Genomic DNA, 22,189 nt, shown 5'->3' on the forward strand with positions numbered 1-22,189 from the left:
CGCGATAAACAATGAAGCTCAACCATATGAATCTAGTTGTGTCTGATGTTGTAGACGCAATAAGCCTGTTTGAAACGTACTTCAACTTTACATGTACGGAAGTTAAAGGCCACAATAGTATAGCCGTTTTAAAAGGCGAAGACGACTTTACGCTTGTAATTATGGCCAGTAAAAGTGAACCACCTGTTTACCCAGGTGCGTTTCACATTGGCTTCATGCTTGACGATGAACAAAAAGTGACGGATACCTTTAACAGATTGAAAGAAGGAGGCATTTCGGTTGGACAGGAGCCAAGAAAGATCAGAGACAGCTTTGGCTTTTATTTTACCTTCGACAACATTATGATTGAGGTCGGGTATTACTTGAGTTAATTGTTATATATCGGTTGCGCGATAGCAGAAATGGCACCAATATGCTATCGCAGGTACTTTAAAGCCCCGCCGTATTGGAAGTAACTTCCTGGCTAAAACATAATGAAGGACAGATTTTCAACGGTGGTTACGATACAGGCTGAACCTGCTGATGTATGGACTGCTTTAACGAACCCTGACAGTATGGTTCAATGGCTAGGTGAGCCTGAGATGAATATAGAAGTGCATACTAACTGGGAAATTGGCGCTCCTATTTTAATTCGTGGTTTTCATCATGGGCCATTTGAGAACAAGGGAATTGTACTCCACTATGACAAAGAAAAGACGGTAAGCTATAGCCATTTAAGTTCCGCATCGGATCTTCCTGACAGGCCCGAAAACTATTCCATCTTCGAGTTCAACTTGACACCTACTGGCAAGGACACGTTGTTGGCCCTTACTATCGAAAATTTCCCAACAGAGACCATTCGTAACCACCTCGAATTCTACTGGAGAACAACTGTCGTGCTGCTCAAGCAAAGAATAGAGAAACAATTAGTATAAGCATAGTAACCAACAAAAGACTTTTTAATAAACTATAAAGTTGAAAACCTGGAAGCGCTTGTAGTGCAATTTAAAGAAGGCGTAACGATAGTAGATGAAATTGAGCCGTTTGACTACGGCAAATTTGTTCACCTTCTTGACGTTAAAGCTTTGAGAGCCTACTCAGCACCAGTATGCTGTAGTCAGTTAAAATAGCGATAGTTAACGTACTAAAAAAGGTTTTGCATCGATAGATTTAGACAGATCAAGCCCTAATTTTTGCTTTCAGTATGATATTACCGAAAGAAAGAGACCCAAGATTTATTACCATACGACGTGGTGGAACGTTAACCGATTCAACTCATCATTTACTTGCGTTATGGGCCGCGACCTGTGCAGAACACGTACTGCACTTGTTTGAGCAAGCCAACTCTAACGACAAGCGACCAAGACAAGCCATAGCCCTGACACGAGCCTGGGTAGACGGAGAGATAACCATGAAACAAGCGCACCAGGCTGCTTTTGCGTCAAATGCTGCAGGGAAAGGGATGCCTGATGCTGCCAGGTTTGCCGCATTAGCCGCCGGGCAAGCTGTGGCCGTGGCTCATGTAGCGGCACATGAACTTGGTGCGGCTGCCTACGCAATCAGAGCGGTAATGGCTTCCGCCGAAGAAAATGGGAACGCTGAACTGGGACGAAACGAATGTCAATGGCAGCGAGACCAACTTCCGGATGAGATCCGAGAACTAGTTCTGGATGACCAAAAATTAAGAAATCATCTGTGCTGGTTTGTATTCAATTGCTAACCTTATTATTGCCCCATGAATTTGCTTGTAAAGGGTGTATCCTCTTCATTTTGCGAGGATCATTCGTATCATGTATGTACTTTACTTCAATCAAACAAGTGACTACGTTGCCAAGGGTTAAAAAGCGTTTTGCAACACTACCCATACAACTTGATGTGATAATTGTGAAGTAAAAATGCAGGAAACAAAAATCGTTTATCCGACATGTCAGGCAGCGTGGCGAGAGTGGGCCCTGGTTATCTCTAACGCTGATTTCTATGGTTTGAATTGCTAATCCGTCGCATTCCCTCGACAGTCTCAGGGCCCTGCCTGCACTTCAATGTGTGCATCCGCTGTTGCAAGGTAAGTGGTTAAGCAAACAGCTATAATCGAAACACCTCGCCGGACCGTGCCGCTTATTTTGACAAATTGGTGAAATTTCATGTTCGGCTAATTCAGGTGTTTAAAGCGGTTGGCGTACCGTTGGTTGCGGGCACAAATGCAGGTACGTCTGGCGTTGTGGGAGTGTTTTTCTTGCATGATGAATTGGAGCTTCTACAAGCGGCCGGCTTGACACCAGAAGAAGTGTTGTGTTCGGCTACGATACTTCCTGCGCAATGGCTTGGTCTGGAGAGTGAATAGGAACTATTGAAGCAGGGAAGCATGCCGACTTGATTTTGTTGGACGCAGACCCTCCTGCTGATGTAAGAAATAGCCGGAAGATTGATGGAATAGTTGTCCTTGGGCGGTGGTTGGGCAAAGCAACGCTGAAAGCCATGTTAAACGACTTGTCGAAACGTAATACAGCAGCAAAAGACAAATTTGATTGGAAGAAAACTATGGCGAAATAAGGAAATGTGCCTAACAAGGGAACCCCAAAGAAGGGCGAAAGCAACCTTATACAGCATCATTAGCCAATAAAATGAACGACAACGACACAAAACGGCTTTCCCGCCTGACGGCAATTCTCACACAACTCCAAACCAAAAGACTCATAACAGCTACAAGCCTTGCCGATAAATTCAATGTCAGTATACGAACAATTTAACGAGACATCAAAGCGCTGGAACAGGCAGGAGTCCCGATTTTAACGGAGGAAGGAAAAGGTTACTCATTACTGGAAGGCTACAAAATTCCACCTGTAATGTTTACCGAGAGCCAGGCCAACGCGTTGATTCTGGCCCAACAATTAGTATTGAAGAATAAAGACACTTCGTTCATCAAAGATTACTCGGAAGCAATCGATAAAATAAAGGCCGTTTTGAGGCAGTCAGAAAAAGACAAAGCCAATTTACTGGCAGATAGGACCCGATTTGAGCAGAATGTCAATAGAGAGCGAAACAGCAACAATATATCGCAGATGCAATATGCGTTGACCAATTTTTATCTAACAAAAATAAACTATACGAACGAACAGAATCAAACAACGAGCCGGACTATTGAACCGTTCGCGCTCATAAGTACAACTGAAAACTGGCTGTTGATTGCTTGGTGTCGTTTACGTAACGAATTTCGGTATTTCCGTTTAGACAGAATTACAACAATGGAAGTCCTCACTGAGAAATTCCACCCGCATAAAATGACGTTACAGGAATATTTCGACAAATACCACTAGAAGCCTTCAGACCCCTGACATAAGGCTGTCGCAACACCCTTCCATCTTTGCATCGTAAACTTTCAAGCAAAATGGAAAAACAATCGTTCGACCCCTGGGCATGGGGCAAACAAACCAACTCGGTACAAGCCGTAGAAGTAAAGAACCCCTCCGGAACGCTTTACTGTTCAGGACAAGTAGCCATAGACGCAAACGGAGTGCCGAGTCATGCCGATATGCGTTCACAACTCATCCAGACAATTGCTAACCTGGAGCAACTGATCAGCGAAGCGGGTTATGCATGCAGCAACATTGTGAGACTGAACGTTTACACGACATCAACGCAAGAGTTCTTCACCACCTGTATGGATGTGTACGTACCTTTCATCCAAAAATACGGTATTCAACAAGCTACTACGTTACTTGAAGTAAAAGGGCTGTTTGCTACGTTAACCGTAGAGCTTGAAGCCACCGCCGTAAGGTAAAATGCAGAAAATAGAAGTGGAAGTATTTTATCCGACAAGCCCGGCAGACTGGCGAAACTGGTTAGAGAAAAACCATCTTTCCAGCCAGTCCGTCTGGCTTGTTTTTTATAACAGACGTTCCGGTAAAAAGTCAATAACCTGGAGCGAAGCCGTGGATGTCGCTTTGTGTTTTGGCTGGATAGACAGTAAGAAGATTAAGATCGACGAAGAAACCGCACACCAGTTTTTCAGCAAACGAAAGCCCAACAGTACCTGGTCGAAAATCAACAAAGAGAAAGTTCTGAAACTTATTGCGAGCGGCCAAATGACGCAGGTAGGACTGGACGTGATCGAAACCGCCAAACAAAATGGTTCGTGGACAATTTTAGACGACGTTGAAGAATTAGTGATTCCTGACGACTTAGAAGAAGCGTTCAAAAAACACGAGGGGTTCAAAACCTATTTTTTGAGTTTAAGTAAGACGGTTAGAAAAATGATGCTGCAATCACTTGTTCTTGCCAGGCGACCCGAAACGCGACAGAAACGCGTAGACGAGATTGCTGAACTGACCGGGCAATATTTGAAACCGAGACATCTACGATAAAAAGCGCATACATCTAACAGCGTATTGTATAAGAACGGCTGGCCGAACATGACCCTTCGCTACATAATGAGTGAAAACCATTAGGCGTCAGCAGTTTACTCATAGCCTACAACAACTAAATAGCGATGTCAGAGCAAACATTTGCTTTCAGAATCATCATCGAAAAGCCAATGCCTGGCGCCCTCTATGGTTTACAGCAAGGCAATGGAAATAGCTACGAAACTCTTCAGCCGCAAATGGCGGGCTCCGGCAATCTGCTGTTCGATTTATCGCTACCAGTTAGAACGGACAAAGCAGGCCAACTGGTTTTGCACGGCCCCCTTGTTCAGGGACCACCCAAGCAAAGGTTCGTTTATCTCGACATTGGCAGCTATGCCGGTCAAGAAGGTGCTCCGGTTAGCGGACGGCTAAAAGTCCCACTCCCGGAGATCACTAACGATATGGCTCAGGCAGCTCGTGGCGGCAGTCTTTTTTTGACCATGATTTCAGGGACAAGAGAAAAAGACGGCCGACCAACTATGGGGACTGTCAATCCATTCGCCGGTTGGAAAATAGAGCAGGGATAAGCTTGTATGGAACAATGTGAGTAATAAAACACTACTAGAAAATAGTGAGCTGACCGAAGGCACTTTATTTTCTATTCAAATTAGATGCAATATCATTATTCTACACAAAGGCTCTCATTGGATTTAGTAAACGAAAGTGATCATGCGTTCGTCCTGACCATGCTCAACTCCAAAGGGTGGCTTCAGTTTATTGGCGATAGAAATGTCCGTTCAACCGAAGATTCCATTGCCTACATTAAGCGGATTGAGAACACGCCGAACTTCTATTATTGGGTAGTCCGGCTAAAGGATCGTAATACGTCCATTGGTATCGTGTCTTTCATGAAACGCAGCTACCTCGAACATTTCGATATTGGCTTTGCTCTTCTTCCCGAATTTATGGGATTGGGCTACGCGTACGAAGCCGCCGAACGCGTATTATCTGCAGCCAAAATGCACTACTCGCCTATTCTGGCAACTGTGGTTCCCCAAAACAGCAGTTCAATCCGTTTGCTAACAAGACTGGGTTTTCAGTTCGCCAAGGAAATCGACGTAGAGACGCTGAAACTGCACGTTTACAGCAATACGTAACACACTACAGCAGCACCAATAAGCTACCCGGTAAGATGCGCACGTCAGCCTGATTAGTAGATAAAATCAGCGGCTCACCGTCGGCATGAATGAGCAACGGCCCTTCGGACTGCACAGTGGCTTTTGTAATAGATCGCCCATGCCAGTAAGGCGATTGGTTAAGCGTTTTGTTGAACAGTCGCCAGGTCAGCATACCCGCTGCCTGCGTCGGAAACGGTCGAATCTCGCATTGCTCCAATCGTCCATCGGCAATGTTCGCCGTTGGGGCCATCCAGGCGTTATTGCCAAATTGGCCAGCGTTGGCAAACGTTAAGGAAAACAACGTCTTCTTTTGGCCATCCAGCAGAAACGGCTCGGGTCGGTACCGCCAATACGCCTGAAACGCCGTTCGAACGTAGGTGGGCAAACCACGGACGGGTTGTTGCGCAAACGCATGCGCTACGTAGGCTTCGAAGCCTAACCCAGCCGTACAGAAGAACGGGTATTCATTGATTTCGGCGCTGTCAATGACCACTGGGCGGCCGGCCAATGCTTTCTCAATAGCCTTTAACGGATGCAGCGGAATGCCCAGATGACGAGCCAGACCATTGCCCGAGCCAATCGGAACAATACCCAGGGCGGTAGCCGAGCGACGTAACGCCTGGGCGCTCTCGTTGATGGTGCCGTCTCCACCAATCGCCAGCACCCGGCTCACCCCGCGCTCAACCGCCTTCGTCGCTAGTTCGGTAGCATGTCGGGGGTAGGTTGTAAAAACCGCTTCGGCGTCGAAACCAATGGCTTCAGCCCGATGCAGGAACATATCCCGCAAGGCGGTTTTCTGTTCAAGGGAGATAGTCCCCGACAAAGGGTTAATAATGGCCAGAACGGCCGAACGATTAGCCACTCAGGAGAAAAAAATAAAAAGTACAATAATGAACACAACGATAAAGACATAGTACCAACCATCCGAAAAGATGTATGGCTTGTACTCGTTGTAAAACTTTCTGATCTTACTCATGAAAGCACGCTGATAATAACGTAGCAAAGGTAGCGAAAATCGCCCGGACGTATCAGCATCTGCCCCCTTACAGGGCCTGCCCCCCATTTACGGCCAGAACGTGCCCATTCACAAACGAAGCTTCTTCCGAAGCCAGATACAGATACGCATAGGCGATGTCTTCGGGCTTGCCGATACGTCGGGCCGGAATGGTGGCTACGGCCTGGTTTCGTACTTCTTCCGGCATAGCGTCTGTCATGGCCGTTTGAATGAATCCGGGCGCTACGGCATTTGCCGTTATGCCTTTGGGCCCTAATTCCTTAGCCCACGAACGTACCATGCCGATAATACCCGCTTTTGCGGCTGCATAGTTCGTCTGGCCAAACGCGCCATGAACGCCGTTGATTGACGAGGTACAGATGATACGTCCGTATTTTTGTTCAACCATATACGGCGCAATGACCTTCGTGCAATTGAAGACGCCGGTCAGATTCACATCAATCACCTGCTGCCATTCCAGAAATGACATTTTCAGCAACGTCTTGTCGCGGGTAATCCCGGCATTGTTGACGAGAATATCGATCCGGCCATAACGCTCGTGAATGTCGCGGGCAGCGGCTTCAATACCGGGCACATCGGTTGTGCTCACAGACATAAACTCGCAGGAAAACCCCTGATCACGTAACGTCTGCGCGGTGGATTCGCCTTCGTCGATCAAATCCCAGATGATTACGGTCGCTCCTTCGCGGCAGAATACCTCAGCGGCTCCCCGCCCAATGCCACGGGCGGCTCCGGTAATGATGGCAACGCGGTTTTGTAGTCTCATACGTCAATGACAAACTTTATCGATTCACAAAGTACGCGCTAATTACAAACATTCGTCTGCGACATCCATTTCTCTTACCGAATGAGTACATTCGATCACGAATTGATAACGGACTAATCGAGCATGAACCAGTTCTTCCTTGTTGCTTTTCTTAGCCTATTCACCCTGCCCGCGCTGAGTCAGCAAGCCACCGACCGCCGGGATATTCTGTTGATTTTGAAACGTCAGACTGAAGATTGGAATGCGGGCCGCGTCGATAAGTTTATGAACGGCTACTGGCAGTCGGACTCGCTGACGTTTGTCGGTAAAGTAGGTATCACGTACGGCTACCAGGCGACTCTCGCCAATTACAAAAAGCGCTACCCCGATCGGGCATCGATGGGAACGCTTAAGTTTGATATTCTGCAAATAGACTTTCCGGCTTCCGATGTTGCGTATGTCATTGGCCGCTGGCACTTGACCCGCCCCAAAGTTGGCGATGCGGGTGGACACTTTACCCTGCTTTGGCGTAAGATCAAAAAACGCTGGGTAATCGTCAGCGATCACAGTAGTTAAAGAGTGAAAGAGCGGCTACAAATCACTCTTCCACTCATTCGCTCATTCGCTCTTTCACTCTTTATTTCACCATCTCTGTAATCTTCGGCTCTTTGGCTGAAAGGCGCTCACGAAGCTCGGTAACTGGTCTTTCAAAGAATTTGAACAGTAGCGTAGATAAAATCAACACCAGCGCCCAGAACATACCGACTTTGAGCCAGCCAACCGTCAACGAAGTAGTCGGAATGCGCTCAATAAAATTGATCATGATCGGCGTTAGGTTCAGCAGGTACATCGAGTAGGAAATCAGGCTGATGTGCGTAATGATCTGCGCAATGTTAAATTTTGCCCAGCCACCGTTAGCCGTACGCCATCCGTCCATGTACGGAAGCAGTAAGGTCATACTTAACCCGATAACGGTAAAATAAATCGTCCGTTTGTAGAACACATAAGCCGGGTAAATACCGGCGTCGACGTAGAATTTCAGAATGACAATAGACGCCGTAAACGCGGCAATCCCCGTCAGAATTAACCCAATAATCAGCAACCGGCGACGTAATCGGTTGTTTGTCCACAACGATGGATAATATTGCTTGCCGTAAGCCGCCAGTACGCCGTAGGAAATAGCATCCAGACGAGTGGTTACAATGCCTCGAAATCCCAGTTCACCCGCCGAAATTGGGGCAGAAAGGGCCATAATCAGCCGATAAGTGTTCGTCCCGATAATAACGAACAGGATGGTTGCCAAAACGATACGTTGGCGCGGCCACTGGGTCGGCAACAGGCTATGCATCGCCCATAGTAGCAACGGCAACGTAATGTATGACCACTCTTCAATGGCCAGACTCCAGGTTTCGGGAAAGAAATCAGGGACGTAACTCGCAAAGTTTTGGAGAAAAATGAAGTACTTAAGCAGCACACCTTTTTCGGGTAACGTATGGTGCAGCCCGCTTCGCCAGGCTCTGGCCAACGAAAATACAATCAACCCGATCAGAACCAGATAGTAGTTAGGCAGGGTACGGAACCAGCGACGTGTCCAGAAATTAAGCAGCAACCCTCCATCAAACTGACCGCGCTTCTCGTAAGACCGAATCAGGATTCCGCCAATCAGAAAGCCACTCAGGACAAAAAACAACTCGACTCCATCGGGCATCAGGTGATGCCAGAATCCTCCGCTATAATACTCTTTCAGGGCAATGGTGGCGTGCGCGTCTACGACAATGAGTATAGCAGCCGCCCGCATTACATCCAGCCCAAACACTCGCTTTGTCGACGACGCATCGAGCGAAAATAACTTAGTAAGCATAGTCAACTGCGAAGGTATAACGGAATGGATAATCTATAATGAACAATCCTGATAATGATTTGCGGGTTCATACCGAACTTTGCCGGAGAAGCTTATCCTATCACGATAATTAATTTACTGCATGGAATTTGGACTAGACGCCGTTCATCGCTACTCGTTTCGGTTTTCGCAGGCCGATGTTATTGACTTTGCCCGCGTTACGGGCGATAACAATCCGCTGCACCTTGATGCTGATTTTGCGGCCCAAACGCCTTTCAAACGGCCCATTATTCACGGTATGCTAGGAGCCAGTGTATTCACAAAAGTTCTGGGAACAGAATTCCCAGGCTACGGTTCCGTCTACCTAGGACAGACGCTGGAGTTTCTACGACCTATGTTTGTAGACACGGACTACGAAGCTACGTTTACCGTTAAAGCCGTAAATCCCGATAAACACTCAGCCGAAATTCTGTGTGAAATCCGTGATGTGCAGACGAAGAAGGTCACCACAAAAGGCCTTGCTACGCTTATGCACCGCGAAAAAATATAATTTTTACCGGACTGACCAGCGCAATCATTCATACCCCTACGTAGCATAAGTTTCCCACGGTATGCTTGTCAAGTAGAGAACAACGTAACGCCATTAATCCGGGATCTGACAAAAAAGCCCCCGCACAAGGTCTGTCCTCGCGCGGGGGCTTCTTATAAGTAATCGGCCGGAGAGACCGTTTAGTTACGCTTTCTCGGCTTTGTTCTTGGTGTCCTGAACTTCCGAGCGAATGGCTTGCGCCAGCGTCTTTAAATCCTGCATTCCTTTGCGAACGCGGGTACCGGCGGCTTGGTTATTTTTTTCGTAGAACTTCTCGAAATCGCCTTCCAGCGACATAACCAAATTCTTTACTTCATCGAAGCGTGCCATAGCGATACGTATGGGTTTAAGTGTGAAAAAGCCTTAATTCCGCTAAAAACGCGGTTTTCGGCTGAAATTTACTCATTCTACCATACAGCGCAATAGGCCGAACAAAAAAATAAGTGAAAAATGCAATTTTTTTCAAAAAACCTTACTCACTGGCTGCTTCGGCCGATACTTCCAGCGTTTCTGGGGCTATAGGAGCTATATTTTGCCGGTAAACGCCATCTTTCAACTTTTTCCCCATTTGCGAAAACGCATTCAGCGTATACTCTACGTCTTCCAGCGAGTGAGCGGCCGTTGGGATGATACGTAACATGATCGTTCCTTTGGGTACAACTGGGTACACAACAATGGAGCAGAAGACGCCCATGTTCTCGCGCAGATCTTTCGTCAACGTCGCTACCTCAGCCACACCACCATCAATATGATGCAGGAATACCGGCGTAACGGGCGATTGAGTATCACCGATGTCGAAGCCGCGCTCACGCAGACCGCTTTGCAAAGCCCGGACATTCGTCCACAGCTTATCCCGATATTCGGATGAATTACGGATCATGTCCAGCCGCTTCAGCCCGCCCACTACGTAAGGCATTGGAAGTGCTTTGGCATAGGTCTGCGACCGCATGTTATACTTCAGGTACATGATGATGTCATGATCGGCCGCAATGAACGCGCCAATGGCCGCCATCGACTTCGCGAAGGTGGAGAAGTACAGGTCGATACCTTCCTGGCACTTGAGCATTTCGCCAACACCAGCACCCGTTTCACCCATCGTACCGAATCCGTGCGCGTCGTCGACCAGCAGACGAAATTCGTATTTCTCTTTAAGCGCAACAATTTGGTCGAGGCTGCCTACTTTACCCGACATGCCAAATACGCCTTCGGTGATCACCAGAATGCTGCCTCCTTTCTCGGCCGCTTTTTTGGTGGCCCGCTGGAGGTTTTTCTCCAGGCTTGCCATGTCGTTATGGTTAAACTTGTAGTATTCGCCCATTTTGGCTTTGTGCAGCCGGATACCGTCGATCAGGCAGGCGTGGCATTCGGCATCGTAAACGATCACGTCGCGGTGATCGACTACAGCTTCAATCGCCGACATAACACCCTGATACCCATAATTGAGCAGGAAAGCATCTTCCTTGCCAACGAACTGGGCCAGTTCTTTCTCAAACTGCTCGTGGAGTGTGCTGTTCCCTGACATCATCCGGGCACCCATCGGATACGCTAATCCCCAGTCTTTAGCCGCTTCCGCATCGACCTGGCGAACCTCGGGGTGATTGGCTAATCCAAGATAATTGTTGAGGCTCCAGTTAAGTACTTCTTTACCCCGGAAACGCATACGTGGCCCCAGTTCACCTTCGAGCTTTGGAAAGGCGAAATAGTGGTGACCGTTAAACTCCCGTGCGGGTGAACCAATAGGACCTAAGTTGGTGCGCAGTTTCTCAAATAAATCCACTTTTTGCTATTGTTTATCAGGCGAAACCCTTGTTTTTTACGTGGTAAGTGCAAAAATACGCTTATCTTTTGGTAGGACAAACGTATCACGTAAAATTCAATTTCATAATCGTTTTGCAACAAAGTCGTAATATTGGTTATTACTTGGTGTTCCTGCTTGTCTGATGCGTATGTCTCCGCCAACAATCCTAACGGGAATGCCTATACTGCCTACTGATTGCTCAATGACTATCAACAAGCTATTAATTGCGAACCGGGGCGAAATTGCGCTGCGGATCATGCGGACAGCCCGCGAAATGGGCATTAAAACCGTAGCCATCTACTCGGAAGCTGACCGGAACGCCTTACACGTTCGTTACGCCGACGAAGCTGTCTGTGTCGGTCCAGCCCCCTCGTCAGAGTCGTATCTGAAAGCCGACGTACTGATCGACGTCTGCAAACGCCTGCATGTCGATGCCATTCATCCTGGCTACGGGTTTTTGTCTGAAAACGCCAATTTCGCTCGCATGGTCCGTGAGGCTGGCCTGATATTCGTCGGTCCCTCACCCGAATCCATTGAGGTCATGGGCAGTAAGCTGGCAGCCAAAGCGGCCGTGGCGAACTACAATATTCCGATGGTGCCGGGTACGCCTTCGGCCATTACTGACCGAACCGAAGCCAAAGCCATATCGGCGCAAATTGGTTACCCGATTCTGATTAAAGCCAGTGCTGGCGGTGGTGGCAAAGGGATGCGTATTGTCGAGCAGGAAGCTGATTTCGACGAGCAGATGGATCGGGCCGTTAGTGAAGCGCTATCGGCGTTTGGTGATGGTTCGGTGTTCATTGAAAAGTACGTCACCTCTCCCCGGCACGTTGAAATTCAGGTCCTGGGCGATCAGCATGGCAACATCATCCATCTCTTCGAGCGCGAATGTTCGGTGCAGCGCCGACATCAGAAAGTAGTAGAAGAGGCTCCATCGGCCATTCTCACCCCTGAAATCCGGGCCGCTATGGGACAGGCCGCTGTGGACGTAGCACGCGCCTGCGGGTACTACGGAGCCGGTACAGTCGAGTTTATCGTCAACGACAAGCTCGATTTCTACTTTCTGGAGATGAATACGCGGCTTCAGGTAGAACATCCCGTTACGGAGCAGATCACGGGCGTTGATCTGGTGAAGCAGATGATTTACATCGCCGAAGGCAAGCCGCTCACTATCAAGCAGGAGGACTTACACATTAAAGGTCATGCTGTCGAAGTGCGCGTGTACGCCGAAGATCCCGCCAATAATTTCCTGCCAGACGTCGGTACGTTAGATACGTATATCCGTCCCCAAGGCAACGGCGTTCGGGTTGACGATGGATTTGAGCAAGGGATGGCGATACCGATCTACTACGACCCGATGATTGCCAAGCTCATTACGTATGGAGACAGCCGGGAAGAGGCCATCCAGAAAATGATACGCGCGATCGACGAGTACCAGATTTCAGGCGTACAGACAACCCTCCCCTTCTGCCGCTTTGTGATGGAACACGAAGCCTTCCGATCCGGACAATTTGATACCGGTTTTGTCGGCAAGTATTTTACGCCGGATAAACTTGCTCCACAGCCCAATGCAGACGAAACGGAGATAGCGGCCGTTTTAGCCGCTTATTTGTTCGAGACGAACAAGCCGAAGACGAACGGCACAACAACGCAGGTAGCGCAACAGAAAAGCAAATGGAAAGAAAGACGATTCAGTTGATACATAGCTGTTATGCAAATCGTTGAGACACAATACACAACTCTTAAAGCGATCAGACACGCTGTAATAGAATTTATTCAGACAGAATGCCTGGTGCGAAATGTATCGGCATCAACGACAATCGAAGCGAAGCTGAGGGTAACCGGAGATGATGCTCTTGAACTTTTAGAAACGTTTGAGGAGCGTTTTCAGACCGATTTAACAGGCCTCAACTTTTGTGACTACTTTGTCCCTGAAGGAGACTATCTTAGCACTCTTCTGGGTCAGTATTTAATCGTTTATCCTGTCCTGTATCTGATCTATCCATTCAGGGCGCTTTATGATCTGAATGGAGCAAACCAGTTATTTCACGATTACAACTATATGCGGGCTTTCCGCAAAAGCAAAGAGCTGACGGTCGGTGACCTGATCGTATCGGCTTTAGTGGGTAAGTTTACGTTACGTAGTTCAGTACGTCTTTGTCTGAAACAGTAACTCCGGAGCCTCATCAAAACGTTGTTTGAAGCTGCTGATAACCAAAACGGCGACGCCATTACGTAATAGCGTCGCCGTTTGTCGTCTTATTTAATGTCTTGACTGAGTTAGAGAAAACTTCGAATCTTCTCGGCGGTGGCCGCAAGCTCATCCTGGCTCGGTTTCATCTTGTTGTTGAAATTCATATCGGCCATTGAGTTGAGCGGAATCAGGTGCACGTGCGCATGAGGAACCTCCAGACCCACAACGGCGATACCGATACGTTGGCAGGGTACCGCCTTTTCAACGGCCTCTCCAACTTTTTTGGCAAAGGCCATCAAGCCGACGTACAGCTCATCATCCAGGTCAAAGATGTAGTCTACTTCTTTCTTAGGAATAACAAGCGTGTGCCCCGTGGTCGTAGGCATTATATCCAGAAACGCGAAATAGTCGTCCGTTTCGGCGATTTTATGCGACGGAATCTCACCAGCAACGATACGCGAAAAAATAGAAGGCATGTCTTTCAGGAGTCAGAAGTGAGGAGTGAGTACATGTTTAGCTTCTACTATGCCTGACGGCCGCTGACTCCTCGCTCCTGTTGTTTTATAGTTTAGCGAGCTATTTCTACTACTTCAAATTCCATGATGCCAGCTGGCACTTTGATTTCGGCAACATCGCCAACTTTCTTGCCTAGCAGACCTTTGCCAATGGGAGAACCTACTGAGATCCGGCCCGCTTTGAGGTCAGCTTCTTCTTCCGAAACCAGCGTATAATTCATTTCGGCACCGTTCTTTTTATTTTTGATCTTCACCTTCGACAAGACCGACACCTGCGACGTATCAATCGTTGACTCGTCGAGAATACGGGCGTTGGCCAGCACTTCTTCGAGTTTCGATATTTTCAATTCATGAAGCCCCTGGGCATCTTTGGCGGCATCGTACTCGGCATTTTCGCTTAAATCACCTTTGTCACGAGCTTCGGCAATCTGGCGGGCAATTTCGGCCCGGCCTTTTGTTTTGAGCTCACTTAGTTCGGCTTTGAGCCGGTTAAGTCCTTCTTCGGTGTAATATGAAATCTTTCCCATAATACTTACTAATTCGTTTTTCACATTGGTTTTGAGTGCTCCTTAAAAACAAAAAAACGGTACACCGACCGTTCTGCAACCAAATTGGTTTTCTTTGCAGCCGCGTCAGTGTCGCCGACGAATTACCGTAGCGAGCGGTTTAGGGATATGATAATTCGCTCGTCGCATAGGCAGAGCCATTTTTCGGTCGATCATAAGCTGACACGACGTGTTCGGAGCAACACGTCTTCGAGACAAAAATAGAAATACTTCCCGGCTATTTCAATACGTAGCCGATTTGCTCATAAAAAACCGACTTACCGATTCATGTCGCAACCGCTTCGCATCGTCTTCATGGGTACGCCCGATTTTGCCGTCGCCAGCCTGCAACGACTGCTCGGAGCAGGCTGTAACGTTGTTGCCGTCGTAACGGCTCCCGACCGACCTTCAGGGCGTGGATTACAGTTGTTGCCTTCACCCGTTAAAAAAGCGGCTGAAGCGGCTAACTTACCTGTCCTTCAACCCGAAAAATTACGTGACCCAGCGTTTCTGAAGCAACTCGCCGGCTTCGATGCCGACCTGCAGGTAGTGGTTGCCTTCCGGATGCTTCCCGAAGTTGTCTGGGCCATGCCTACCATTGGTACGTTCAATTTGCACGGTTCGTTGCTGCCTCAATACCGGGGAGCAGCCCCCATCAACTGGTCCATCATCAACGGTGAGACTGAAACTGGCGTCACTACGTTCTTTATCGAAAAAGAGATCGATACGGGCCAGATGATATTCCAGGATCACGAGCCTATTTACCCCAATGATACGGCCGGTACGGTACACGATCGGCTGATGGAACGGGGAGCCAATCTGGTTTTGAAAACCGTCCGCGCTATCGAGGCAGGAGATTACCCGCGTATTCCGCAACCAGCCACTGACGATCTGAAACCGGCGCCCAAACTGAGCCGGGAAACCACCGAAATCAACTGGAATCAGTCGGCGCATGTCATCCGTAATTTCGTACGGGGCTTATCACCTTACCCAGCCGCCTGGACCACGATCAACGGTAAGTTTTTCAAGATTTATAGTGTGTCATTAGCCAATGAATCGCCTTTTGCCGCCGAAGTAGGTGAAGCGTTTACAGATAGCAAAAAGACGATCCTGATTAAAGCGGCCGATGGTTGGCTAGCGGTTAAGCAGCTGCAAGCCGAAGGCAAACGACGCATGACCGCCGAGGAGTTTTTACGGGGTAACCGCCTTTAAAAAATGACGAGTGAGTTAGCAACGCAATCTCGCTTTATCCTCTTTACGCTGATACTTCCTTACCCTCATGAAAGTGTACTTACTCCTCATTATGCTCTGCCTCGCCTGGGCAGGCACACAAGCGCAAACCGAAACCTATGCCGAAAGATTAGGTTTTCCCAAAGGCAAAAAAGTCGTCATCTTTCACGTTGACGATGCGGGGATGAGCTACGAATCGAATGTCGGCACGATCAATGCGCTCGACAAAGGGATTGCCAGTTCAACCAGCGTAATGATGCCCTGCGGCTGGGTCCCCCAATTTTTTGAGTACGTAAAGCAGCACCCTAATCTGGATGCGGGCGTTCACCTGACACTTACGTCTGAATGGAACGGGTACCGGTGGTCACCCCTGGTCGGTCGGGATAAGGCACCAGGCCTATACGATGAGCAGGGTGCTTTCTGGCACTCGGTAGAGCAGGTTGTCCAGCATGCATCGCCCGCTGACGTAGACGCGGAGATTCGGGCGCAGTTGGCTCGCTATCGAGCGTTCGGCCTACAGCCCACGCACATGGACTCGCACATGGGAACGCTCTTTCAGCCTAAGTTTATGCCGACCTATGTTAAACTCGCTATCGAAGAGAAAATTCCAATTTTATTTCCCGGCGGTCATGCTTCCTTAATTGCGAAAGCCAATAACATACCAACTAGTCAGCAGGAGTTATTAAAACAAGTTGGTCAGCAACTGTGGGATGCGGGGTTGCCCGTCCTGGATGACCTCGACGGTACCAGCTACGGCTGGACACCACCCGCTGGCACGGCCACTACGGACGGAAGTTTACAGACGTACAAAACACAAAAATTTATTGAGTTGCTAAGATCAGCCCAACCCGGTCTGACGTACGTTATTATGCATTGCACCGCGCCGACGCCAACCTTCGACCAAATCAGCGGCTCGGGCGTTACCCGTAAAGGCGATATGCTTGCGATGATGGACCCCGCCCTGAAAGCGTTCGTCGACAAAGAAGGTATTATTATTACGACCTGGCGCGAATTGATGGAGCGACGCAAAAAAATAGGGAAGAGTGAATAAACGTTACGTCTTTCGCTTCCTTACTTGTTCACGTAATTATCATGAAGATAAGCCTTATTTCAGCCGTTGCTCAAAACGGCATTATTGGTCGTAACAATGACTTGCCCTGGCACTTGCCCGACGACTTTGCCTTTTTCAAGCGCAAAACGAGCCACCATCCAATCATCATGGGCCGGAAGTCGCTGGAAGCTTTAGGCAAGCCTTTGAAGAACCGTACGAACATTGTTATCACCCGGAACAAGAACTTTGCGACTGAAGACGTAGTGGTCGTACATACGCTGGAAGACGCACTTTCCCAGGCGAAAGCTGTCAACCAGGAAGAGATTTTTGTGATCGGTGGTTCAGAAATATACGCCATGGCCTTACCCTTCGCCACAACGCTTTACCTCACTGAAATCCATAAAGCGTATGAAGGGGATGCCTCTTTCCCAGCGTTCGACAAGACTGATTGGCAGGAGGTTAGCCGACAGCCTCATGCTGCCGACGATCGGCACGAAGCGGCATTCGATTTTGTCGAGTATGAACGAAAAAGCGGCCAGTAGTTTGCTGGCCGCTTCGTATTATTTCTCAGAATCAAGAATCTTCTTCTTTTCTTTTTCAAATTCCTCCTTCGTCAAAATACCATCGTCTAGCAGCTTCTTAAGATCCCGTAATTGTACCGCTTTCGAGCCAGATACGGGCTGATCATTAGCGAGAGGCATCGAAGTTGCTACTGGACTATTAGCGCCAGTAACTGGAGTAAGTTCGTAGGTTCGAGAAGGATCATACTTCATTGTCCATAGAAAAGGAAACAATAAAAAAATTCCACCAACAATAGCTCCTGCATCAGCTCTTTCATCTCTTGAAAAGGAAGTGTTCATTTGCTGATAACCTTCTTTTTCTAAGCGGACATGGGTAGTGCTTCCCACGATTTTTGTGTCGGTGTGAGTATAGGGTGTCGTGCCAACATAAGCGCTATTCAAATACACTTTTGCACCGCTCGGATTTGATTGGATCACGGTCGAACTAGCACAGCTTTCCAGTAGTATGATAGTTGCCAGTGCCAGTGGAAGTAAGCGAGTTTCGTAAGGCTTCATAGAGGTTTAGATAAATATATCTGGGAAGCAAGTATATTGTTAAATGTTAGGAAATCCAATAGACCTAAGCGGTTACATAGATTAATAATTTCAACAATATACACTTCAAAATTACCCCTTCATGAATCGCACTAAGCCGACCTCCAGCAACAGAAAGCCTAAGGCAGCGATCAGGAAATATTTCCATAAGCTCTTACCCAGGTTTTCCTGCTCCAGCACCTGCACAAAGTCGCCATCCTGAATGCTGTCAAATACTTGGACGTTGGGCTGGTTCCCAAAGGCGCGACGTAGCTCGTCGGCCGAATAGAAGTCCATCGCCGACTCCTGATTACCGTGGTTGAAGGCTAACAGCCGTTCAGTCTTCCCATTGAGCTGCAACGCATAATACCCTGCTTCAACCTCCTGCCCAGCCGCTAATTCGTTGCTCTTAGGCATTTCCAGTACGAGTTGGCTTCCTACGGTTCGCTGGATAGGAATGATTTCGAGTTTATCCCGCTTTAACTTGTATACGGCCCGCTCTGACGCATTACTCACCGGAACTGTTACTACGTTTTCGTCGAATGAATACGCCGTTCGCTGGGCCTTTACGCTCAGAGCCGCCATCTTGTACATGATGGGAACAAACAGCGCATGCTCAGCCAGATTTCCGTATTGAGAAGCAAGTGGATTCGCCAATACGTACACATTACCCTGGTTCCCGACGCGTAGCTGAGTGAGTAATGGATTTCCGTCGCGCAGCGTCAGCAGGCGGTTCCCCCCGTTCCATCGCCAGACAGGCGAAACGCTCGGCATATTCAACGGCTCCGATTGATAGCTCTGCTGGAACACATCCTGAAAAAACGGATTTCGTCGGTCAGGATCAGCCACGGGTATCTGGGCGGCTCCGGTAGTTGCTGCTGATGGTATAGCCTGTAGGTTGCCAATACCCAGGGCGCTCAGGAACGGCCCGTACGATGCCACATCAGGGGCAGCAGGCGGAATGACAGCCAGGCTCCCGCCCTGCCGCACAAACCGTTCCAGTTCACTACGTAACGTTCCGCTAACCTGATTTACGCCCTCCAGCACCACCAGATCCGTTTCTTTCAATTGACCAACATCGAAATTCTGAGCGCTGAAACTTCGCCGAACGAATAAACTATCGTTGGAGTAAACCGCATCGACGTAATCTCGGGGTGCTTTCTGCTCGAACAGATGCAGTACGCGCACGGCGGGCGAAGCTTCGATCACAAAGAAATACTGGTTGTCGAAGGTAATGGGATAGTCTTCGAACACGATCCGTCCGCGATGATAACCTTTCGACGTTACGTTGAAATTCAGCGAAACCGTTGCCGACCCTCCCGGCGGTAATGTGGCCGAAGCGGTTGATGTCTGTGTATCATCGAGATACAACCGTATCGGCAGATTCTTTACGTTTTCGCGACCAGCATTGCTGAGTTTAACGTTCAGGCTGTTATTCTGCATCTCCCGAATGAACGGCGTGCTCAGCCAAACCGAATCGACGTACACGTTTTTTGTTGCCTGCGCATCCAGCGGCACAATAAACAACCGATCTGTCGTATCAATCTGCAATCGGGATAAATCGCCAACTGTGCTCTTCTGAAAATCGGAAAACCAGAACAGCTGATTTCGCCCACCGGGATTCAGGCTCGACAGCAGATTACGTTGCCGACGGTATACGGTTTCGAGCGTTCGTGGCGTATGCGCAAAACGCACGGCCGTGACCCGGTCACGTACTGATTCGGCCGTACCCGCCTGTTGTTCGGCCGCCGAAAAATCGTTGGTGAGTAATTGCAGGGAGGTTGCGTTACGAAACAAGGTCAACAGTTCGTCTAGTTTGCCCGTGGCAATGTCGAGATAGCGCTTCTCGTTACGTTCGTTCTGCATACTGAACGAATTATCAACGTACAAACTCGTCACTCCTTGCCGGGATAAACCCAGCTTGTTCTTGCTGGGCAGAAACGGTTGCGCAAACGCCAGGACTAGGCAAGCCAGAAACAGACATCGCGCGGCCAGGATTAACCAGTGCTTTAGCCGCCGAAACGACTTTGTTTCCGTTTGTACGGTCCGCAGCAGTGCTACGTTGGTAAAAAACACCCGACGCGTCCGGCGAAAGTTAAATAAATGAATGGCAATGGGTACTGAAACAGCTAGCAGGCCAAACAAAAAAGACGGATATAGAAAACTCATTCAGCGGGTTGTAAATAGTCATTAAGGGTCATTGATAGTCATTTTATGGTCATCGAACAGATCATATGTGCGCTGTAACGAATGACAGGCAATGACTTATGACGTTTTAATATAAACGATTAAGCTGCGGCCTTTGGTTTAACGATGTTAATTTAGCCAGGTATTTGGACCTCATAAAAAGCACGTTCGTACTCTAATATATCGGCATACGTAATAGAACTTGTTTCGTCGCCGACGGTTATGAACTCCTGCGTGGGCGTATGACCAACTACCTGATGAAATTCACGGAGGTAATCCCTGCGAGTTTCTGAGCGATCGGCCCAAACCGGACCGCTAAATGGATCGTATCCGCCCCGAGCCGGCGCTACCTCAAACAAAATCGGTTGAGTAGCCGGTGTCGTATACATCAGGTTCAGTCCATCCGCCAGGGTAGCTGTATCAGCCAGCACCGATGCAATCGTTGATTTCTTAAGGCGTCGCTTACAGGCCATTAACCAGTTGTTTGTCACGCCAGCGTGGATAAACAGATAGTTTCTTGCCTGATACGCAATTTGAAACAGCGACCGATTCTCTGTAAACAATTCCGTCAATGCCCGTTGCATAGACTGCCGGAATCCCGAGCAGCTATAATTTGGATAATGCATGTACTGGGCATCATGATTACCAATCAAAAGGACAACTTTTTCGGGATGCCGTTGCTTTAGTTGAATAATCCGCTGGAGGTTATCGAGAATAATCCCGTCGTTAATGGAATGACTATCCACGTAATCGCCCAGGAAAATAACCCGATCATAGTCCGCTACGTTGACGTGTACCCAGTCGCCCCGTCCGTGAATGTCACTAATGGTAACAAGCTTCATGAAGTATGGTTTCGTCGCCAGATAAACCCATCCAGCACATAATGAGTCATTTGAGGAAGTGCGAGCAGTGGAACAAGTAAGGCTAACGACGGCTTATCTGTCACGGTTGGTAAAGCCTGAAACCAACCGAATACCGTTGCATGTTCGCGCCAGACAAATCCGTCCCACAAACCTTCTTCAAGATACGCGAGCAGCACGAGCATACCAATAAAAATTAGCCAACTCCGACGGGCAATAGCCAACAGCGTTGAATTATTGGCCTTTCTCTGTGCTTCCACTTCGGATTGACTACTTATCCAGATCAACGCCATGTAGGGAATTCCGTGCGATACGACGTTGAGCATGGTGAAGGCCAAGTCACCGTTGAAATAGATGATACCGAAGTACCAGGATAGTACCGTTCCAATAATTAGCAGATTGCGTGGCCAGTTAAACCATCGGGTCTGAATATAGAGCCAGATCTCTTTGGCCATGTACAGCACTAGTAAAATCCCATATAAAGCTGACGTCAGCAGCTTTACCAATGCGAATTCTGTCTGTATGAAATCGCCATCGACGAACCAGTTAAAGTGCCGGCCGGGCGTCAAATGCCACCACACGATCGGATAGATTGTACTGGCATAAATGACAATCATATCGAGCCGACTAGCCCAGGTCGGTGCCTTTTCGGTGCGGCTGTAAATACGCATAAAGCCATATTGCTGCCGAACGAAGTGGAAAACGGCGAGGTAGGCTAAACAACGCCAGAATAATAAGTGGTTGAAGCTATGTAGAGCTACACCGGCAACATAACAACCTATTGGCACGAGTATAAATACTGTCTGTTGCCGTCGGAAGCGGACGTTATCGAAGTACGTACGAAACAGGGTGCTGTACACATGGGCCACATCAACCAGTAAGACCAACGCCACCCACCCAACAACGGGCATCTCGTCGGTCGTCTTGAACCGATCGGGCAACGCAAGAACCACTAGCAGCGCAACAAAGGGTGGCGCCAGTACGTACAGACCATCGAACCACGGGTTCTTAATCCACGGCTGTTTCATG

General features: G+C 48.4%; 27 protein-coding genes. 16 read left to right on the forward strand and 11 right to left on the reverse strand.

Annotated elements, in window-relative coordinates; translation table 11 throughout:
* Nucleotides 1-11: 11 nt before the first annotated feature.
* The 9 genes from ACYVIY_RS11195 (at nt 12) to ACYVIY_RS11235 (ending at nt 5,476) form a co-directional block, all read left to right on the forward strand.
* A complete protein-coding gene (locus ACYVIY_RS11195; RefSeq protein ID WP_460976431.1) occupies nt 12-371 on the forward strand; it encodes a VOC family protein in 360 nt (119 codons plus the stop codon).
* A gap of 102 nt (nt 372-473) precedes the next feature.
* A complete protein-coding gene (locus ACYVIY_RS11200) occupies nt 474-914 on the forward strand; it encodes an SRPBCC family protein (RefSeq protein ID WP_460976432.1) in 441 nt (146 codons plus the stop codon).
* A gap of 269 nt (nt 915-1,183) precedes the next feature.
* Nucleotides 1,184-1,699 (forward strand): putative immunity protein, encoded by a 516-nt coding sequence (locus ACYVIY_RS11205; RefSeq protein WP_460976434.1) that lies wholly within the window; start codon nt 1,184-1,186, stop codon nt 1,697-1,699.
* Nucleotides 1,700-2,600: 901 nt separating this feature from the next.
* Complete coding sequence (locus ACYVIY_RS11210) at nt 2,601-2,726, forward strand: HTH domain-containing protein (RefSeq protein ID WP_460976435.1); 126 nt, start codon at nt 2,601-2,603, stop codon at nt 2,724-2,726.
* A gap of 96 nt (nt 2,727-2,822) precedes the next feature.
* Complete coding sequence (locus tag ACYVIY_RS11215) at nt 2,823-3,293, forward strand: helix-turn-helix transcriptional regulator (RefSeq protein ID WP_460976436.1); 471 nt, start codon at nt 2,823-2,825, stop codon at nt 3,291-3,293.
* A 71-nt stretch (nt 3,294-3,364) separates the two neighbouring features.
* Nucleotides 3,365-3,757, forward strand: coding sequence for a RidA family protein (locus tag ACYVIY_RS11220; RefSeq protein WP_460976437.1), 393 nt, complete (start codon nt 3,365-3,367; stop codon nt 3,755-3,757).
* 1 nt (nt 3,758) lies between these two features.
* Nucleotides 3,759-4,340, forward strand: coding sequence for a YdeI/OmpD-associated family protein (locus tag ACYVIY_RS11225; protein ID WP_460976438.1), 582 nt, complete (start codon nt 3,759-3,761; stop codon nt 4,338-4,340).
* 125 nt (nt 4,341-4,465) lie between these two features.
* Complete coding sequence (locus ACYVIY_RS11230) at nt 4,466-4,906, forward strand: DUF5990 family protein (protein WP_460976439.1); 441 nt, start codon at nt 4,466-4,468, stop codon at nt 4,904-4,906.
* A gap of 84 nt (nt 4,907-4,990) precedes the next feature.
* Nucleotides 4,991-5,476, forward strand: a complete 486-nt coding sequence (locus ACYVIY_RS11235) for a GNAT family N-acetyltransferase (protein ID WP_460976440.1) — start codon at nt 4,991-4,993, stop codon at nt 5,474-5,476.
* 4 nt (nt 5,477-5,480) lie between these two features.
* On the opposite strand, the gene ACYVIY_RS11240 is transcribed toward ACYVIY_RS11235, so the two are convergent.
* Together ACYVIY_RS11240 and fabG are read right to left on the reverse strand one after the other, a co-directional pair.
* Complete coding sequence (locus ACYVIY_RS11240; RefSeq protein WP_460976441.1) at nt 5,481-6,359, reverse strand: diacylglycerol/lipid kinase family protein; 879 nt, start codon at nt 6,357-6,359, stop codon at nt 5,481-5,483.
* Nucleotides 6,360-6,540: 181 nt separating this feature from the next.
* Entirely contained in the window at nt 6,541-7,278 is a 738-nt protein-coding gene (gene fabG / locus ACYVIY_RS11245) for a 3-oxoacyl-ACP reductase FabG (protein ID WP_460976442.1), read from the reverse strand.
* A 123-nt stretch (nt 7,279-7,401) separates the two neighbouring features.
* Between fabG and ACYVIY_RS11250 the strand changes: the two genes are divergently transcribed.
* Nucleotides 7,402-7,833, forward strand: a complete 432-nt coding sequence (locus ACYVIY_RS11250; protein ID WP_460976443.1) for a YybH family protein — start codon at nt 7,402-7,404, stop codon at nt 7,831-7,833.
* Between the two features lie 61 nt (nt 7,834-7,894).
* Here ACYVIY_RS11250 and ACYVIY_RS11255 read toward each other — a convergent pair whose 3' ends face one another.
* Nucleotides 7,895-9,118: an acyltransferase family protein gene (locus ACYVIY_RS11255; protein WP_460976444.1), complete on the reverse strand. Its 1,224-nt coding sequence runs from the start codon at nt 9,116-9,118 to the stop codon at nt 7,895-7,897.
* Between the two features lie 121 nt (nt 9,119-9,239).
* Between ACYVIY_RS11255 and ACYVIY_RS11260 the strand changes: the two genes are divergently transcribed.
* Complete coding sequence (locus ACYVIY_RS11260) at nt 9,240-9,647, forward strand: MaoC family dehydratase (RefSeq protein WP_460976445.1); 408 nt, start codon at nt 9,240-9,242, stop codon at nt 9,645-9,647.
* Between the two features lie 183 nt (nt 9,648-9,830).
* Here the strand turns inward: ACYVIY_RS11260 and ACYVIY_RS11265 are convergent, their stop codons facing one another.
* Nucleotides 9,831-10,016: a histone H1 gene (locus ACYVIY_RS11265; RefSeq protein WP_381527880.1), complete on the reverse strand. Its 186-nt coding sequence runs from the start codon at nt 10,014-10,016 to the stop codon at nt 9,831-9,833.
* A gap of 142 nt (nt 10,017-10,158) precedes the next feature.
* Nucleotides 10,159-11,463, reverse strand: a complete 1,305-nt coding sequence (locus tag ACYVIY_RS11270; protein WP_460976446.1) for an aminotransferase class I/II-fold pyridoxal phosphate-dependent enzyme — start codon at nt 11,461-11,463, stop codon at nt 10,159-10,161.
* Between the two features lie 223 nt (nt 11,464-11,686).
* Here ACYVIY_RS11270 and accC point away from each other — a divergent pair, with 223 nt between their 5' ends.
* Both accC and ACYVIY_RS11280 read left to right on the forward strand, forming a co-directional pair.
* Nucleotides 11,687-13,183, forward strand: a complete 1,497-nt coding sequence (accC, locus tag ACYVIY_RS11275) for an acetyl-CoA carboxylase biotin carboxylase subunit (protein ID WP_460976447.1) — start codon at nt 11,687-11,689, stop codon at nt 13,181-13,183.
* A gap of 12 nt (nt 13,184-13,195) precedes the next feature.
* Entirely contained in the window at nt 13,196-13,657 is a 462-nt protein-coding gene (locus tag ACYVIY_RS11280) for a DUF1493 family protein (protein ID WP_460976448.1), read from the forward strand.
* A gap of 107 nt (nt 13,658-13,764) precedes the next feature.
* Here the strand turns inward: ACYVIY_RS11280 and ACYVIY_RS11285 are convergent, their stop codons facing one another.
* Nucleotides 13,765-14,154 (reverse strand): HIT family protein, encoded by a 390-nt coding sequence (locus ACYVIY_RS11285; protein ID WP_460976449.1) that lies wholly within the window; start codon nt 14,152-14,154, stop codon nt 13,765-13,767.
* A 92-nt stretch (nt 14,155-14,246) separates the two neighbouring features.
* Nucleotides 14,247-14,720 (reverse strand): transcription elongation factor GreA, encoded by a 474-nt coding sequence (gene greA, locus ACYVIY_RS11290; protein WP_460976450.1) that lies wholly within the window; start codon nt 14,718-14,720, stop codon nt 14,247-14,249.
* Nucleotides 14,721-15,026: 306 nt separating this feature from the next.
* On the opposite strand from greA, the gene fmt reads away from it, so the two are divergent.
* The 3 genes from fmt to ACYVIY_RS11305 all read left to right on the forward strand — a co-directional run bounded on the left by fmt (nt 15,027) and on the right by ACYVIY_RS11305 (nt 17,561).
* On the forward strand, nt 15,027-15,950 hold the full coding sequence (fmt, locus tag ACYVIY_RS11295; RefSeq protein ID WP_460976451.1) for a methionyl-tRNA formyltransferase: 924 nt from the start codon (nt 15,027-15,029) through the stop codon (nt 15,948-15,950).
* A gap of 67 nt (nt 15,951-16,017) precedes the next feature.
* Nucleotides 16,018-17,019, forward strand: a complete 1,002-nt coding sequence (locus tag ACYVIY_RS11300) for a polysaccharide deacetylase family protein (RefSeq protein WP_460976452.1) — start codon at nt 16,018-16,020, stop codon at nt 17,017-17,019.
* Between the two features lie 41 nt (nt 17,020-17,060).
* Nucleotides 17,061-17,561, forward strand: a complete 501-nt coding sequence (locus ACYVIY_RS11305; protein ID WP_460976453.1) for a dihydrofolate reductase — start codon at nt 17,061-17,063, stop codon at nt 17,559-17,561.
* An 18-nt stretch (nt 17,562-17,579) separates the two neighbouring features.
* On the opposite strand, the gene ACYVIY_RS11310 is transcribed toward ACYVIY_RS11305, so the two are convergent.
* The 4 genes from ACYVIY_RS11310 to ACYVIY_RS11325 all read right to left on the reverse strand — a co-directional run bounded on the left by ACYVIY_RS11310 (nt 17,580) and on the right by ACYVIY_RS11325 (nt 22,188).
* Nucleotides 17,580-18,095 (reverse strand): PEGA domain-containing protein, encoded by a 516-nt coding sequence (locus tag ACYVIY_RS11310; protein ID WP_460976454.1) that lies wholly within the window; start codon nt 18,093-18,095, stop codon nt 17,580-17,582.
* Between the two features lie 111 nt (nt 18,096-18,206).
* Entirely contained in the window at nt 18,207-20,282 is a 2,076-nt protein-coding gene (locus ACYVIY_RS11315; protein ID WP_460976455.1) for a BatA domain-containing protein, read from the reverse strand.
* Between the two features lie 152 nt (nt 20,283-20,434).
* Complete coding sequence (locus tag ACYVIY_RS11320; protein WP_460976456.1) at nt 20,435-21,142, reverse strand: metallophosphoesterase; 708 nt, start codon at nt 21,140-21,142, stop codon at nt 20,435-20,437.
* Nucleotides 21,139-22,188, reverse strand: a complete 1,050-nt coding sequence (locus tag ACYVIY_RS11325) for a hypothetical protein (RefSeq protein ID WP_460976457.1) — start codon at nt 22,186-22,188, stop codon at nt 21,139-21,141. The genes ACYVIY_RS11320 and ACYVIY_RS11325 overlap by 4 nt, the downstream gene beginning before the upstream one ends.
* Nucleotide 22,189 lies beyond the last annotated feature (1 nt).

Source organism: Spirosoma knui, assembly GCF_054780635.1.

Coding starts and splice junctions, on each gene's coding strand:
- ACYVIY_RS11215 (WP_460976436.1), top strand. CDS start 2,823: ATGTTTACCGAGAGCCAGGCCAACGCGTTGATTCTGGCCCAACAATTA.
- ACYVIY_RS11255 (WP_460976444.1), bottom strand. CDS start 9,118: ATGCTTACTAAGTTATTTTCGCTCGATGCGTCGTCGACAAAGCGAGTG.
- ACYVIY_RS11305 (WP_460976453.1), top strand. CDS start 17,061: ATGAAGATAAGCCTTATTTCAGCCGTTGCTCAAAACGGCATTATTGGT.
- ACYVIY_RS11320 (WP_460976456.1), bottom strand. CDS start 21,142: ATGAAGCTTGTTACCATTAGTGACATTCACGGACGGGGCGACTGGGTA.
- ACYVIY_RS11210 (WP_460976435.1), top strand. CDS start 2,601: ATGAACGACAACGACACAAAACGGCTTTCCCGCCTGACGGCAATTCTC.
- ACYVIY_RS11225 (WP_460976438.1), top strand. CDS start 3,759: ATGCAGAAAATAGAAGTGGAAGTATTTTATCCGACAAGCCCGGCAGAC.
- ACYVIY_RS11200 (WP_460976432.1), top strand. CDS start 474: ATGAAGGACAGATTTTCAACGGTGGTTACGATACAGGCTGAACCTGCT.
- ACYVIY_RS11235 (WP_460976440.1), top strand. CDS start 4,991: ATGCAATATCATTATTCTACACAAAGGCTCTCATTGGATTTAGTAAAC.
- ACYVIY_RS11300 (WP_460976452.1), top strand. CDS start 16,018: ATGAAAGTGTACTTACTCCTCATTATGCTCTGCCTCGCCTGGGCAGGC.
- ACYVIY_RS11280 (WP_460976448.1), top strand. CDS start 13,196: ATGCAAATCGTTGAGACACAATACACAACTCTTAAAGCGATCAGACAC.
- ACYVIY_RS11205 (WP_460976434.1), top strand. CDS start 1,184: ATGATATTACCGAAAGAAAGAGACCCAAGATTTATTACCATACGACGT.
- ACYVIY_RS11220 (WP_460976437.1), top strand. CDS start 3,365: ATGGAAAAACAATCGTTCGACCCCTGGGCATGGGGCAAACAAACCAAC.
- greA (WP_460976450.1), bottom strand. CDS start 14,720: ATGGGAAAGATTTCATATTACACCGAAGAAGGACTTAACCGGCTCAAA.
- ACYVIY_RS11285 (WP_460976449.1), bottom strand. CDS start 14,154: ATGCCTTCTATTTTTTCGCGTATCGTTGCTGGTGAGATTCCGTCGCAT.
- ACYVIY_RS11260 (WP_460976445.1), top strand. CDS start 9,240: ATGGAATTTGGACTAGACGCCGTTCATCGCTACTCGTTTCGGTTTTCG.
- ACYVIY_RS11315 (WP_460976455.1), bottom strand. CDS start 20,282: ATGAGTTTTCTATATCCGTCTTTTTTGTTTGGCCTGCTAGCTGTTTCA.
- accC (WP_460976447.1), top strand. CDS start 11,687: ATGACTATCAACAAGCTATTAATTGCGAACCGGGGCGAAATTGCGCTG.
- ACYVIY_RS11310 (WP_460976454.1), bottom strand. CDS start 18,095: ATGAAGCCTTACGAAACTCGCTTACTTCCACTGGCACTGGCAACTATC.
- ACYVIY_RS11195 (WP_460976431.1), top strand. CDS start 12: ATGAAGCTCAACCATATGAATCTAGTTGTGTCTGATGTTGTAGACGCA.
- ACYVIY_RS11250 (WP_460976443.1), top strand. CDS start 7,402: ATGAACCAGTTCTTCCTTGTTGCTTTTCTTAGCCTATTCACCCTGCCC.
- fmt (WP_460976451.1), top strand. CDS start 15,027: ATGTCGCAACCGCTTCGCATCGTCTTCATGGGTACGCCCGATTTTGCC.
- ACYVIY_RS11265 (WP_381527880.1), bottom strand. CDS start 10,016: ATGGCACGCTTCGATGAAGTAAAGAATTTGGTTATGTCGCTGGAAGGC.
- fabG (WP_460976442.1), bottom strand. CDS start 7,278: ATGAGACTACAAAACCGCGTTGCCATCATTACCGGAGCCGCCCGTGGC.
- ACYVIY_RS11230 (WP_460976439.1), top strand. CDS start 4,466: ATGTCAGAGCAAACATTTGCTTTCAGAATCATCATCGAAAAGCCAATG.
- ACYVIY_RS11325 (WP_460976457.1), bottom strand. CDS start 22,188: ATGAAACAGCCGTGGATTAAGAACCCGTGGTTCGATGGTCTGTACGTA.